The organism is Shewanella sp. 0m-8, assembly GCF_052977265.1.
In genome coordinates, this window is record NZ_JBRIMB010000042.1 from 1 (window position 1) to 12,695 (window position 12,695).

The following is a 12,695-nucleotide window of genomic DNA, read 5'->3' on the forward strand; positions in this document are numbered from 1 at the left end:
TATTATTGAGTTTGAAGACAGACTTGTGAAACATATTAACTAAAACTGCAGTTACACAGAATCTGTTACACCCTCGTCAATGGGTAAATATACAGTAATGCTTACCACATAAGATCGTCTGGAATAACATAATCTGCATACGGATCATCTTCTTCTACAATCTCTGTATTATCTTCTTGAGACCATAAGTAGCCAATCCAAGTAGGTACAAGAAGGTTCACTCGTTCAGCCAGCTTATGCGGTACTAAGTAACTCACCTCTTCGTGTCTGACAATACCTAAATGGCCGTTAAGCAATTCACTTTGCATTTTCTCATTTACATAAAGTGAGAAGATTTTATTTTCAAAAGTGAAGTTAAACTTAATTTCAGCATCTTTTGGCGGCTTAATAACACAATTTCTAAATTCTGTTACTAATCCACGTACTAAACCTTTCTCAGACGCTTCTGCAAAACGTTGCTCGTTCAGTTGCTTATCTTTATCAATCTGAGCTTGTTTTTTAGCTGCTATTTCTTGTTTCAGTGTATCAGAGCCATCGTCGACTTTAGCCTTTCTATCGCGACGCTTCTGAGTTTTAGTATCTCTAACTTTTTGCTTACTGACTAAGCCAGCTTTTAACAACTGCTCTTGAAATGGATTTGCCATAACTATAAATCTCTAATTTAACGATTACTCTTAATCGACTTATTCTTTTACATAATTGCGTTTAGCTAATTGCCCTATCTCGGCAATAGCCGCGCCCGCACCACCTAGAGACCATCCACCATCAACAGGTAAAACGGTACCCGTAATGTAGGACGCCATGTCAGATGCTAGAAATAGTGCCGCATTGGCAATATCATCACAACTGCCGTTACGTCTTAAAGGCACGCCTTTAGCAACATGAGCTTGTAACTCGGCGGTAGGGGCTAACCTATCAAAGCCTTCCGTTCCTGCAATCGGCCCAGGAACAATTGAGTTGATCCTAATGCCCTTGCAGCCCCACTCTATCGCCAATGTCTTGGTCAGCATATCGACCCCAGCTTTAGCCGCGCAAACATGCACCTGCATTGGCATGGGTACATAAGCTTGTGGTGCAGAGATCTGAATGATGGCGCCGCCCTGCTCTTTAATCAGTGCAAAGCCTTGCTTAAGCACCTGAAAGCTACCTAAAAGGTCTATGTCCATGACTGACTTAAAACCATTCTCTGACAGGTTCTCTGCCGATGATGGGAAGTTACCCGCAGCGCCACTGACTAAGACATCAATATGAACAAATGTATCAGCAATTACAGCAAAGCCCAGTTTCAATGCTTCGAGATCTCTTACGTCAAAACAAACACCGAAATGCTTTCCTTCTGGATTAGCGAGTTTTAATTGCTCAACAGCGGCATCGACTTTAGTTGCGCTGCGACTCGCCACTGCCACATTTGCACCGGCTTGAGAGAAGCGAATAGCGATACCTAAGTTTATGCCACTGGTACCGCCAACAACGACAACATTCTTTCCTTGATAGCTAAACATGGTCACTTCTCCTCATTAAGTTTATTTCAAACCAGTAAATAACAATTTGAAACTAACCTACAAGGCGAAAGCTAATTATGCAATCGTTTGATAGATTGCTTGCAATGCCTTAAGCGGATCTGCTGCTTTTGTAATTGGACGGCCAATCACTAAATAATCAGAACCTGCAGCAAGCGCTTCAGCGGGTGTCATCACTCGATGTTGATCGCCTTTGTCAGAACCCGCAGGGCGAATACCCGGTGTGATGAGTTTGAAGTCATCACCGAACGTAGCCTTTAATATGCTAGATTCCTGTGCTGAACAAACTACACCATCAAGACCAGCTTGTTTAGTCAACGCCGCTAAGCGTAAAACATGTTCTGAAGCCGGTACATTGATGCCAAGTAGCTTCAGCTCTTCATCGCTCATTGATGTTAATACCGTCACAGCGATTAACAAAGGCGCGTTATCACCGTAGGGTTCTAGTGCACGCTTAGCAGCTTGCATCATTGCGAGTCCACCTGATGCATGGATGTTCGTCATCCAAACGCCAAGCTCTGCAGCTGCAGTTACCGCTTTAGCGACTGTGTTTGGTATGTCGTGAAACTTAAGATCCAGGAACAAATCAAAGCCACGATTATGAATGTCAGTAACTAATTGTGGGCCAAACAGCGTAAACATCTCTTTGCCGACTTTCAGTCTGCACATGTCCGGGTCTAATTGATCGATAAGCTGCAAAGCATCATTTTTATTATCGTAGTCTAGGGCAACTAAAATAGGCTTGTCAGTCATTGTTTCTCCAATCGCTTTGCGGTGTAAGTTGTATTATTTTTTGTTGGTCAATCAGCAGCACTAACGGTTATTCACCGTCTAGGCCTCTAATCCTTTTTATACTCCCCCAATGCTTACATGAGGGGCAATGCCAATATAGCCTATGGGATGGGAAGCCACATTCTCTGCAGCGATATCCAGGTCTATATTTAATCTGTTGCTCTACTAACTGCTCAAGCATGGTCAAACTCTGTTTGGCTTGTCCTTCTTCAGCTTGCTGTAGATGCATTTTCATAAGGTGCTGAAAGCTTTTCATCGTCGGATGCCTAATCAGGCCTTCCATGATTAATTTTTCTGCGTCTTTGGGATGACCTTGCTCAATCATGTGCTGAGCAAGGGTTATGGTTATACTGGCACCAGCACCATTCTCTATTGCTTCTCTTAGAAGCTCTTGATAACCGCTGCTATCATTGGTCACTAAGTAGGCTTGTTTTGCGATTGCTAATGCATCAGGCAAAAAATCGATATCAGTGGTGAGCAATTTCTCTATGCTTTGCTTGCATGCCTTAAACTCTTCTTGCTTTAAGTATTGCTCCGCAAGTGCTAACAAGGCTCGTGCACATCGACTATCTTGCTTAATCGCTAGCTGAAGGTTCTTAAGTTTTAATGCGACATCTTCAGTCTCGTCGGCGAGTTCACAGTAAAAATGCGCAGTATCGTGTTTAAGGTCGTGCTGACGTTTACGCTTCAACTTCTTGATAATATCTATCGCTTTTTGCCAATCTTTGGTCACTTGATAGATAGCAATCAGTTGAGTTTCAGCTTCTTCACTATGATCGTCCTGATTAACGAGATTGATAAAGATCTCTTCTGCTCTGTCATAAAAACCTGCAGCGAGATAATCCTTACCCAGTTCCATCATGGCTAGATCTCGTTGCTCAGTGGTGAGGCTTGGTCTTGCGATAAGGTTTTGATGAATGCGGATCGAGCGATCTACTTCGCCTCGCTTTCTAAATAGCGAACCTAAGGAGAGATGGGTATCAATAGTGTCATCGTCTACATCAAGCATGCTGATAAACAAATCAACCGCTTTATCTGATTCGTTCGACAAAAGAAAGTTAAGCCCTGTGAAGTAGTCACGACTTAGCTGCTTTCTTTGATTTGTCTGTTTTTGCCTGACACTTCTGCGTCCCATATACCAACCATACCCGGCAGCTATAGGAAGAAGCAGAAAGAGGATCTCTAACATATTAAGCGTCTACTTCTTTGTCTGCGCTTGGATTAACAACCATGGTCTTAACTTTAGATTCAGTTGCTTGATTTAATTCTTGTTTCTCTTGAGCGTTGTGCAACTTTTTATTCGCACGACGTAGGGCTAATTTAAGACCCGCGATATGGTACATGGCAAATATCCAGCTCACTAGAAAGCCAGCTAAAAACACAAATGCAAGAACCACAGGTAATCTAAATTCACCTTGAGCAACAAAGTAACTAATTGTCACGACTTGTTCGTTACGAGCACCAAAAATAAGCGCTAAGAAAAAAAATGCAGCGACTAAAAAGGCAATGATAAATGACTTCACGTTAAGCTCCATGAACGCGTTGGTAAGCTTTGATTATCTAAGAAAATGAGTAAACTAGCTAGTTATACCTAAGTTTTAGGTATAAAAAAGCCTCCTAATGGAGGCTTTTAATACGATGTAAATTACGCGTTGATTGCATCAACACGTTCGCGCAGTTCTTTGCCTGGCTTAAAGTGCGGTACATACTTGCCTTCCAATTCGACTGAAGTACCAGTCTTTGGGTTACGGCCAGTGCGTGGTGCACGATAATGAAGTGAGAAACTACCAAATCCACGGATCTCTATACGATCTCCAGTTTCCAATGTATCAGCCATTTGCTCCAACATTTCTTTGATAGCGGCTTCCACTTCTTTCGCAGACAGCTGCGACTGCCTAGTGGCAAGTTTTTCGATTAGCTCGGACTTAGTCATCCTATATCCTCTATTATCAAGCCAAATACAGTCACCTTTTAGGGGTGCAAGCACCCCTGAACGTCAAGGCGATTATTTACGAGCTGCTTTGAACGCTTCAGCCATAGCGCTGCTCATTACAGCGTCATCTTGGCTGTTCAAGCTAGCCATTGCTTCTTTCTCTTCAGCTTCATCTTTCGCACGTATAGATAGGCTGATAGTGCGGTTCTTACGATCCACACCCATGAACTTAGACTCGACTTTGTCACCTACAGAGTAAACTGTTGATGCATCTTCGATACGCTCACGAGAGATATCTGAAACGCGAAGGTAACCTTCAACAGTCTCAGCTAGTTCAATTGTAACACCTTTTGCGTCAACTGCAGTAACAACACCATTTACTACAACACCTTTCTTCTTATCAGCAAGGTATGCGTTGAATGGATCGTCTTCAGTTTGCTTAACGCCTAAACTGATGCGCTCGCGCTCTGGGTCTACAGAAAGAACTACAGCGTGGATTTCATCGCCTTTCTTGTATTCAGAAACTGCATCTTCGCCAGTACCGTTCCAAGAAATGTCAGAAAGGTGAACTAGACCGTCGATGCCGCCGTCAAGACCGATGAAGATACCGAAGTCAGTGATTGACTTGATCTTACCAGAAACCTTGTCGCCTTTGTTGAAACGCTCAGCGAAATCATCCCATGGGTTAACTTTACATTGCTTAAGACCTAGAGAAATACGACGACGCTCTTCATCGATGTCAAGAACTAGAACTTCAACTTCATCACCTAGGTTAACAACCTTAGATGGGTGGATGTTCTTGTTAGTCCAATCCATTTCAGAAACGTGAACAAGACCTTCAACGCCTTCTTCAATTTCAACGAAACAACCGTAGTCAGTTAGGTTAGTTACGCGACCAGTCAAACGTGTGTTTTCTGGGTAGCGCTTGCTGATTTCTAACCATGGATCTTCGCCAAGTTGCTTAAGACCTAGTGATACGCGTGTACGCTCACGGTCATACTTAAGAACTTTAACGTTGATTTCGTCACCAACATTAACGATTTCAGATGGGTGCTTAACACGCTTCCAAGCCATATCAGTGATATGTAGAAGACCGTCAACACCACCAAGATCAACGAATGCACCGTAGTCAGTAAGGTTCTTAACGATACCCTTAACTGCTTGACCTTCTTGAAGGTTCTCAAGAAGAGCATCACGCTCTGCACTGCTTTCTGATTCGATAACTGCACGACGAGAAACAACAACGTTGTTACGCTTCTGGTCAAGCTTGATAACTTTGAATTCTAATTCTTTGTTTTCTAGGTGAGCTGTATCGCGAACTGGGCGAACGTCAACTAGAGAACCTGGTAGGAATGCACGGATACCGTTTAATTCAACAGTGAAACCGCCTTTAACCTTACCATTGATGATACCGATTACAGTTTCAGCATCTTCGTACGCTTTTTCTAGAACGATCCAAGCTTCGTGACGCTTAGCTTTCTCACGAGAAAGTTGAGTCTCACCGAAACCATCTTCTACAGAGTCAAGCGCTACGTCAACTTCGTCGCCAACTGCGATTTCTAGAGCGCCTTGAGCGTTCTTGAACTGTTCAGCTGGGATTGGGCTTTCAGACTTAAGACCTGCGTCAACAAGTACCATACCGTTTTCGATGGCTACAACTACACCACGTACGATAGAACCTGGACGGAACTCTAGAGTTTCAAGGGATTGTTCAAATAGATCAGCAAAAGATTCAGTCATGTTTAAGTTACTTTCTTTAATAAACCACGGACCATCCTGGACGTGGAGTCAGTATAATAATTCATCTCATCCATGTGACGAATAGTTAAGTACCCGCTTACGCTGGTACTTGGAGCTTTTGATGAATATGCGTTAGTGCTAAGTCCAACACATCTTCAATATTAATGTTAGTCGTATCGATAATCAGTGCGTCTTCGGCAGGTACCAAAGGAGCGACACTACGATTCATATCGCGGTCGTCACGCTCTTTTATCTCAGACAAAAGTTGATCGATATTAACATCGAAGCCCTTGTCCTGCAACTGATTATAGCGCCTTTGCGCCCTTTCTTCCGCCGTTGCTGTCAAATACAATTTAGCTGGCGTAGCTGGAAATACGATCGTTCCCATATCACGGCCGTCAGCAATCAAGCCTGGTGCTTCTGCAAATGCACGCTGACGACGCAATAGCGCTTCCCTAACTCGTGGGAATGCCGCAACTTTTGATGCCGCGTTAGAGCATTCTTGGCTGCGGATGGTTATTGATACATCCTCACCCTCTAAAACGACTTTAATCCCTTTAGCTTCATTACCCGTCACAAACTGCACATCTAAATGTGCGGCAAGTAAGGTTAACGACTCTTCATTATCTAGTTCTACGTTGTGATGAATAGCGGCTAAGGCTAATACACGGTAAATCGCACCACTATCGAGTAACTTGTAGCCTAATCGCTCAGCAAGTAACTGACTAATAGTACCTTTTCCCGCACCGCTTGGGCCGTCAACAGTGACAACAGGCGCCCTTTCTGACATAAAATCCTCCACAAGAAATTCCATCTTCCTTGATATAACCGAAAAATGAGCGCGCGCATTATAAACCATGTAAGTTTAGAAAGCGGCAAAAAATTCAAATATTCGGGAACTTGGTTCAGCAAATCTTCAGGTTAGCCAAGGTTAACCTGAAGCGTATTACTGCTTGTTGGGGTAACGCTTATCTAGCAAGCGCGTTAAATTGTTTGAAATAATCTGGGAATGTCTTAGAGGTACATTCAGGCTCATTAATGGTGATCCCGCAATCCGCAAACGCCATCATAGAGAAACACATCGCCATTCGGTGATCATTATAGGTATCAATTGCTGCAGTATTTAGCTTAGCGGGTGGCGTTACGCTGATATAGTCATGTCCTTCATCGACTATAGCACCGACCTTTCGCAGTTCAGTTGCCATTGCCGCTAAACGGTCGGTTTCTTTAATCCGCCAATTATAAATATTACGAATACGGGTTGTACCGGTCGCAAACAGTGCCGCCGTCGCAATTGTCATTGCTGCGTCTGGTATATGGTTCATATCAAGATCAACTGCTGTTAGCTTAGCTTGACGAGCAATAATATAATCATCGCCCCACTCTATCTCAGCCCCCATTTTTTCGAGTACGTCTGCAAACTTAACATCACCTTGAATGCTGAGCTTGCCTACACCTGTGACCTTAACTTTTCCACCTTGAATCGCACCGGCGGCAAGAAAATAAGAAGCCGATGACGCGTCACCTTCAACCAGTACTTTGCCTGGAGAGACATAACGTTGACCAGTCTTGATCTCAAATGAAGCGTAGTCGTTATTTGTAACCTTAACGCCAAACTGCTCCATTAAGGCTAAGGTAATATCGATATAAGGTTTTGAGACTAGCTCACCTTTAATTTGAATATTTACATCGTCTTGAGCTAGCGGTGCAACCATCAGCAGTGCGGTTAAAAACTGGCTGGACAGATCGCCAGCTATCTCAACATTGCCACCATTTAACCCCGTTGAGGTAATATGCAGTGGCGGAAAACCCTCATTTTTAAGGTAACTCACTTCGGCACCGAGTTGGCGCAGCGCATCGACCAGATCGCCAATAGGACGCTCTTCCATACGCGGCTCACCTGTTAACGTAAACTCACCTTGGCCTAATGTTAGTGCAGCACATAATGGGCGCATTGCTGTACCTGCGTTTCCTAAAAACAAGCTTTGCGGCTCACTCGCGTTTAAAGTACCGGCTAAGCCATCTAATTCACACACGGTATTGTTATTCGATAAACGATAGTTGACGCCGAGTTGCTTAAGTGAGGCCAACATATAACGAATATCGTCTGAGTCGAGTAAATTGGTGAGTGTCGTGGTTCCACTAGCGAGAGTCGCCAATAATAAAGCACGATTTGAAATGCTCTTTGAACCAGGAATATTAACCGTACCTGATACTTTTTTTATCGGCTCTAAACGTAATTGATTCATTGCGTACTTCTTATTATTACTGCAGGAGTCAAACTCGCCTGCGGGTTAACAGTAGATGTTCATGCAAGACAGCATTACTCCTAATTTGATAGGATTTAAGGTCATCACGACAAAATGACAGCCGTCTACGCGTTTGTTTGAACTTCGTAGATATAAAGTTACTCATTGCTGCGCAGGATTCAACACTTTTTTATAAAAATCATCCTTTACAAGACAAATTATACTCAAGTAGTAATAATTCACAGTTTCACTCGGCTTACAACAGCCAATTATTACCTATTAACTTTAAGTGGAATCATAATATTCCAACAACTTTCAGGATCAAAATATACCGCAATACTGTTCATCGCTAGGTTATATACGTTACTCTAAGTTAATAAAGATAATGATCAATAAAACAGCCAACAACAGAGAAGGTAAATGGAGCCATGTTCAACAAATTGACCGCTATGCCTGCCGATCCAATCCTTGGGTTACTGACTAAATATCGTGAAGATGACCATTGCCAAAAAGTAGACTTAGGTGTTGGAGTCTATAAAGATGAGTCGGGTCACACCCCAATTTTGTCTTGTGTTAAAAAAGCAGAAAAGTTTAGATTAGAGACAGAGTCAACTAAAGTTTACATCGGCCCTACAGGTTCAGGTGATTTCAACAGGTTAATTACTGAGCTCGCTTTTGGTTTAGATAACCCGGTTATTTTAGCCAACCGAGTTCGTACAGTGTCGACCCCTGGCGGTACTGGGGCACTTCGAGTTGCTGCTGATTTTATCAAGCGATGCAATCCAAATGCCATACTCTGGGTTAGCGATCCTACTTGGGCAAATCATACTGGCCTGTTTGAAGCGGCGGGGATCACAGTTAAAACCTATCCCTATTATAACTACGATACAAAGTCACTCAAGTTTGACGAGATGAAAGCCGCCTTGGCCAAGGTGAGCGAAGAAGATGTTGTGCTACTGCATGCATGCTGTCATAACCCAAGTGGTATGGACTTAAGTCCATCACAGTGGGATGAGATTATTTCACTCACCAGTCGACAAGGTTTCACTCCTCTTATCGATATGGCTTACCAGGGTTTTGGTGATGGTGTTGATGAAGATGCCTATGGCGTGCGTAAAATGGCTGCAGCGGTTAACAATATGATCCTGTGTAGTTCTTGCTCTAAGAATTTTGGCTTATACCGTGAACGAATTGGATCCTGCTCAATTATCGGCAGTGATGCAATACGCGCAGATATCGCATTTTCAGTGCTTTTGTACGTAGTACGTTGTATCTACTCAATGCCGCCAGCTCATGGCGCTGCTATTGTCGAAACCATTTTAGGTTCAGACACACTAAAACAAGAATGGTTAAACGAATTAACCGTAATGCGTGAGCGTATTAACGGTAACCGTGTAATGCTGGTTAATAAGCTTAAAGAGAAAGGCGTTCAACGTAACTTTGACTTTATCGCCAAGCAAAAAGGCATGTTCTCTTTTCTTGGGATAACCCCAACAGAGGTTGCTGAACTGCAAGAGCATTATAGCGTCTACATGGTAGACTCAAGCCGGATTAGTATTGCAGGCATTGGAACTGGGAATATTGATTACCTCGCAGAATCAATTGCGAAAGTGATTTCTTAGTATAGAGGTAAACGATTCGTTCAAGCTTGATTAAATTTAACGTGAACCTCATTAGAACAATAACTAAAAAGCCGATAATATCGCTATTATCGGCTTTTTTGATTTAGTTTTAAACGATGTCTAGCTATGTTTCGCAGCAAACGCTTTCATAAAGTTAACTAACGCATCTACACCGGCCAATGGCATAGCATTGTATAAACTAGCCCGCATACCACCAACGCTTCGATGACCTTTTAAGGCTACGAGGCCTGCAGCTTTTGCATCCTCTAGAAACTTCGAATCTAAATCAGCATTTGTCAGTTTAAAAGTGACATTCATGCGGCTTCGATTTTGTTTTGCAACGTCACAGACATAAAAACCTAATTCATCAATACACTGATATAGGCGCGCAGCCTTTTCAATATTGATCTGTTCCATCTGGGAAACACCACCAACACTTTTCAACCAGCTAAAGACTTCTGCGGCCAAATACCAAGCAAACGTCGGTGGCGTGTTGTACATGGAGTCATGTTTAACCGCTAAGCGATAATCCATAATTGACGATTGCGGCAAGCTCGATAAAGAAAGCATATCATCACGCACAATAACGATACTTAAGCCCGATGGACCAATGTTCTTTTGCGCGCCAGCATAAATTAGCCCGAACTGACTCACGTCGATTGTACGTGACAAAATATTAGATGACATATCAGCAATAACAGGCCAAGGACTGTTAATGCTTTCAAAAATTTCGATACCATCAACGGTCTCATTTGGACAGTAGTGTACATATCGGTAATCTTTATCAATTTGAGTCAGGTCAGGAAGCGAGATCTGTTTCTTTCCCTCTACAACACTGACAATGTCGATAACATCAACATTGTCTTCACCGGCTATTTTTTTTGCTTCTTCAACCGCCGCCTGAGACCAGCTACCATCGACTAAATAGAGTGCTTTTCCATTGTTGCCTAAAAAATTATTCACAACAGCCGAAAATTGGCCGCGACCACCACCATGCATAAACAACACGTGATAATTGGCCGGTATATCCATTAACTGACGTAAATCAGTGTCAGCTTGTTCAGTTAACGCGATAAATTCTTTACTTCGATGACTCACCTCCATAACGGAAACACCTTGGTCATTCCAGTTCAATAGCTCTTTCTGAGCCTTTTGCATTACAGGTGCGGGTAACATGGCAGGGCCTGCACAGAAGTTAAAAATCGCGCTCACAGTATTGTCCTTCTATTATTATCAGTAGAAATAGTGGAGTATTAGCATTCTTTTTAGCATTATATCCCAACGCTTTAGAAGCTAACATAAAAATAAAATCACTCTTAACGTTGATGTAAGCAAGTCACTATTTATAAATTTAATAACTGCTTTTGTTAGCATTATCGTTAAAATAATACCTAGGCTAGATGTGAGTAGCGAATTGTGAGTATTGATGACACCACTCACTTAGATACACCACTTACTCACACAACGAGTAGCCTAATATTTTGTACTTAACAATAACAGATAGCAATCAGCATAAACATGCATTGTTATTTGGTTAAGTTGCAACGAATATACTAAACAGACCGTTTTAACGGCATATTGGATCTGTCCATGTTTTTTAAATCGATGTTGGTTATCGGCACATTATCAATCGGTGCGACTTTTACTCTGCAGCATGCCTATGCCGCCCCCTCTCAATATACGACGCTTGCTGATAGCTTCAAACAACGTTTCCATCGAGAGTTAAAAGTCAATAAAGTGCCCGGCGGCGCTTTTGTCATCGTTGATGCTGACAAAGTGATCAAATTAAGCAGTTATGGCAAGCGCAGCAAAGGCAGCAACAAAAATGTTAATGCTAATACCGTGTTTAGACTCGCTTCTGTTTCTAAAACCTTTGCAGGCACGTTAGCGAGCATATTGGTTGAAGAAAATAAGTTAGACTGGCAACAACCTATAGTGAACTATTTACCCGAATTCACTTTAGCTAAACAGCAGATGGCTAAGCAAATTAATCTCGGCCACGTGATCGGCCACAGCACAGGCTTAATGCCCAATAGTTATGACAACCTAGTCGATAGTAACGTCAAGGTGGCTAAAATCATCAGCAAGTTTGATGAGCTAACCCCTATCTGTAAACCCGGCGTATGTTATGGCTACCAAAATGTCGCGTTCTCCTTTATCCAAACCGCAATTGAGCAGCAATCTGCATCCAGTTACTCAGACTTACTGCAACAACGCATTTTCTCGCCGTTAGCGATGGACACCGCATCGGTTGGCTTTAACGCTTTTCAACAAACCAGCAATCGCGCAGAGCCTCATATCAAAACAAAATATGGCTTTAAACAAGTAAAGGTAAAATCAAATTATTATCAACTGGCTCCCGCCGCAGGTGTTAATGCCAGTATTACTGATCTATCAAAATGGCTTATAGCAAATTTAGGCCAAAATCCTGAGGTGCTCAGTGAAACGGTATTGCTAGATGTAACCACCCCTGGGGTCAAGACCACCAAAGAGTTGCATCGTCGTGATTGGCGAGCGTATCTTAATAGCGCCCATTACGGCAAAGGCTGGCGCGTATATGAGTTTGACGGTCGACCACTTATTTATCATGCGGGCTGGGTTGCTGGTTATGTCGCTGAAGTTTCCTACTCTCCAGAGTTAAATATCGGTATGGCTATGTTATTAAATGGCGAGTCACGAGTTATTGCGAAATTAAGCTCTGAGTTTTGGCGTGATGCTTTTAAGCAAGCCGATAAAGCAGGTAATTGACGCCTCATTTAATACTATAAATAGAGCAATATAGAATACTCAAGGGATGTATATTGCAGAGCTTTGATTCTAAAAAGTCCCCCTGTATTTA

General features: G+C 42.6%; 12 protein-coding genes. 2 read left to right on the forward strand and 10 right to left on the reverse strand.

Annotated elements, in window-relative coordinates:
• Positions 1 to 101: 101 nt before the first annotated feature.
• The 9 genes from ACVBIO_RS16620 to aroA all read right to left on the reverse strand — a co-directional run bounded on the left by ACVBIO_RS16620 (position 102) and on the right by aroA (position 8,234).
• Positions 102 to 644, reverse strand: coding sequence for a DUF2058 domain-containing protein (locus ACVBIO_RS16620; RefSeq protein ID WP_447159327.1), 543 nt, complete (start codon positions 642 to 644; stop codon positions 102 to 104).
• 39 nt (positions 645 to 683) lie between these two features.
• Positions 684 to 1,502 carry an SDR family oxidoreductase gene (locus tag ACVBIO_RS16625; protein WP_447164532.1) on the reverse strand — a complete coding sequence of 273 codons (819 nt, stop codon included), beginning with the start codon at positions 1,500 to 1,502 and terminating at the stop codon, positions 684 to 686.
• A 75-nt stretch (positions 1,503 to 1,577) separates the two neighbouring features.
• Positions 1,578 to 2,273, reverse strand: a complete 696-nt coding sequence (pyrF, locus tag ACVBIO_RS16630; protein WP_447159329.1) for an orotidine-5'-phosphate decarboxylase — start codon at positions 2,271 to 2,273, stop codon at positions 1,578 to 1,580.
• A gap of 67 nt (positions 2,274 to 2,340) precedes the next feature.
• Positions 2,341 to 3,501 carry a lipopolysaccharide assembly protein LapB gene (gene lapB / locus ACVBIO_RS16635; protein ID WP_447159330.1) on the reverse strand — a complete coding sequence of 387 codons (1,161 nt, stop codon included), beginning with the start codon at positions 3,499 to 3,501 and terminating at the stop codon, positions 2,341 to 2,343.
• Between the two features lies 1 nt (position 3,502).
• Complete coding sequence (locus tag ACVBIO_RS16640) at positions 3,503 to 3,835, reverse strand: LapA family protein (protein ID WP_447159331.1); 333 nt, start codon at positions 3,833 to 3,835, stop codon at positions 3,503 to 3,505.
• A gap of 122 nt (positions 3,836 to 3,957) precedes the next feature.
• Positions 3,958 to 4,245: an integration host factor subunit beta gene (gene ihfB, locus ACVBIO_RS16645; protein WP_447159332.1), complete on the reverse strand. Its 288-nt coding sequence runs from the start codon at positions 4,243 to 4,245 to the stop codon at positions 3,958 to 3,960.
• 72 nt (positions 4,246 to 4,317) lie between these two features.
• Entirely contained in the window at positions 4,318 to 5,985 is a 1,668-nt protein-coding gene (gene rpsA, locus ACVBIO_RS16650; RefSeq protein WP_447159333.1) for a 30S ribosomal protein S1, read from the reverse strand.
• A gap of 97 nt (positions 5,986 to 6,082) precedes the next feature.
• Positions 6,083 to 6,775 carry a (d)CMP kinase gene (gene cmk / locus ACVBIO_RS16655; protein WP_447159334.1) on the reverse strand — a complete coding sequence of 231 codons (693 nt, stop codon included), beginning with the start codon at positions 6,773 to 6,775 and terminating at the stop codon, positions 6,083 to 6,085.
• Positions 6,776 to 6,953: 178 nt separating this feature from the next.
• The gene (gene aroA / locus ACVBIO_RS16660; protein ID WP_447173040.1) at positions 6,954 to 8,234 is read right to left on the reverse strand and encodes a 3-phosphoshikimate 1-carboxyvinyltransferase; all 1,281 of its coding nucleotides are present in this window, start codon (positions 8,232 to 8,234) and stop codon (positions 6,954 to 6,956) included.
• 428 nt (positions 8,235 to 8,662) lie between these two features.
• Between aroA and ACVBIO_RS16665 the strand changes: the two genes are divergently transcribed.
• On the forward strand, positions 8,663 to 9,856 hold the full coding sequence (locus ACVBIO_RS16665) for an amino acid aminotransferase (RefSeq protein ID WP_447159336.1): 1,194 nt from the start codon (positions 8,663 to 8,665) through the stop codon (positions 9,854 to 9,856).
• Positions 9,857 to 9,976: 120 nt separating this feature from the next.
• On the opposite strand, the gene serC is transcribed toward ACVBIO_RS16665, so the two are convergent.
• On the reverse strand, positions 9,977 to 11,068 hold the full coding sequence (serC, locus tag ACVBIO_RS16670) for a 3-phosphoserine/phosphohydroxythreonine transaminase (protein WP_447164533.1): 1,092 nt from the start codon (positions 11,066 to 11,068) through the stop codon (positions 9,977 to 9,979).
• Positions 11,069 to 11,446: 378 nt separating this feature from the next.
• Here serC and ACVBIO_RS16675 point away from each other — a divergent pair, with 378 nt between their 5' ends.
• On the forward strand, positions 11,447 to 12,604 hold the full coding sequence (locus ACVBIO_RS16675; protein ID WP_447173041.1) for a serine hydrolase domain-containing protein: 1,158 nt from the start codon (positions 11,447 to 11,449) through the stop codon (positions 12,602 to 12,604).
• Positions 12,605 to 12,695: the final 91 nt, after the last annotated feature.

Excerpts from the sequence above, each read along its gene's own strand:
- cmk (WP_447159334.1), bottom strand. The coding sequence starts at position 6,775 with ATGTCAGAAAGGGCGCCTGTTGTCACTGTTGACGGCCCAAGCGGTGCG.
- ACVBIO_RS16665 (WP_447159336.1), top strand. The coding sequence starts at position 8,663 with ATGTTCAACAAATTGACCGCTATGCCTGCCGATCCAATCCTTGGGTTA.
- aroA (WP_447173040.1), bottom strand. The coding sequence starts at position 8,234 with ATGAATCAATTACGTTTAGAGCCGATAAAAAAAGTATCAGGTACGGTT.
- ACVBIO_RS16620 (WP_447159327.1), bottom strand. The coding sequence starts at position 644 with ATGGCAAATCCATTTCAAGAGCAGTTGTTAAAAGCTGGCTTAGTCAGT.
- lapB (WP_447159330.1), bottom strand. The coding sequence starts at position 3,501 with ATGTTAGAGATCCTCTTTCTGCTTCTTCCTATAGCTGCCGGGTATGGT.
- rpsA (WP_447159333.1), bottom strand. The coding sequence starts at position 5,985 with ATGACTGAATCTTTTGCTGATCTATTTGAACAATCCCTTGAAACTCTA.
- pyrF (WP_447159329.1), bottom strand. The coding sequence starts at position 2,273 with ATGACTGACAAGCCTATTTTAGTTGCCCTAGACTACGATAATAAAAAT.
- ihfB (WP_447159332.1), bottom strand. The coding sequence starts at position 4,245 with ATGACTAAGTCCGAGCTAATCGAAAAACTTGCCACTAGGCAGTCGCAG.
- ACVBIO_RS16625 (WP_447164532.1), bottom strand. The coding sequence starts at position 1,502 with ATGTTTAGCTATCAAGGAAAGAATGTTGTCGTTGTTGGCGGTACCAGT.
- ACVBIO_RS16675 (WP_447173041.1), top strand. The coding sequence starts at position 11,447 with ATGTTTTTTAAATCGATGTTGGTTATCGGCACATTATCAATCGGTGCG.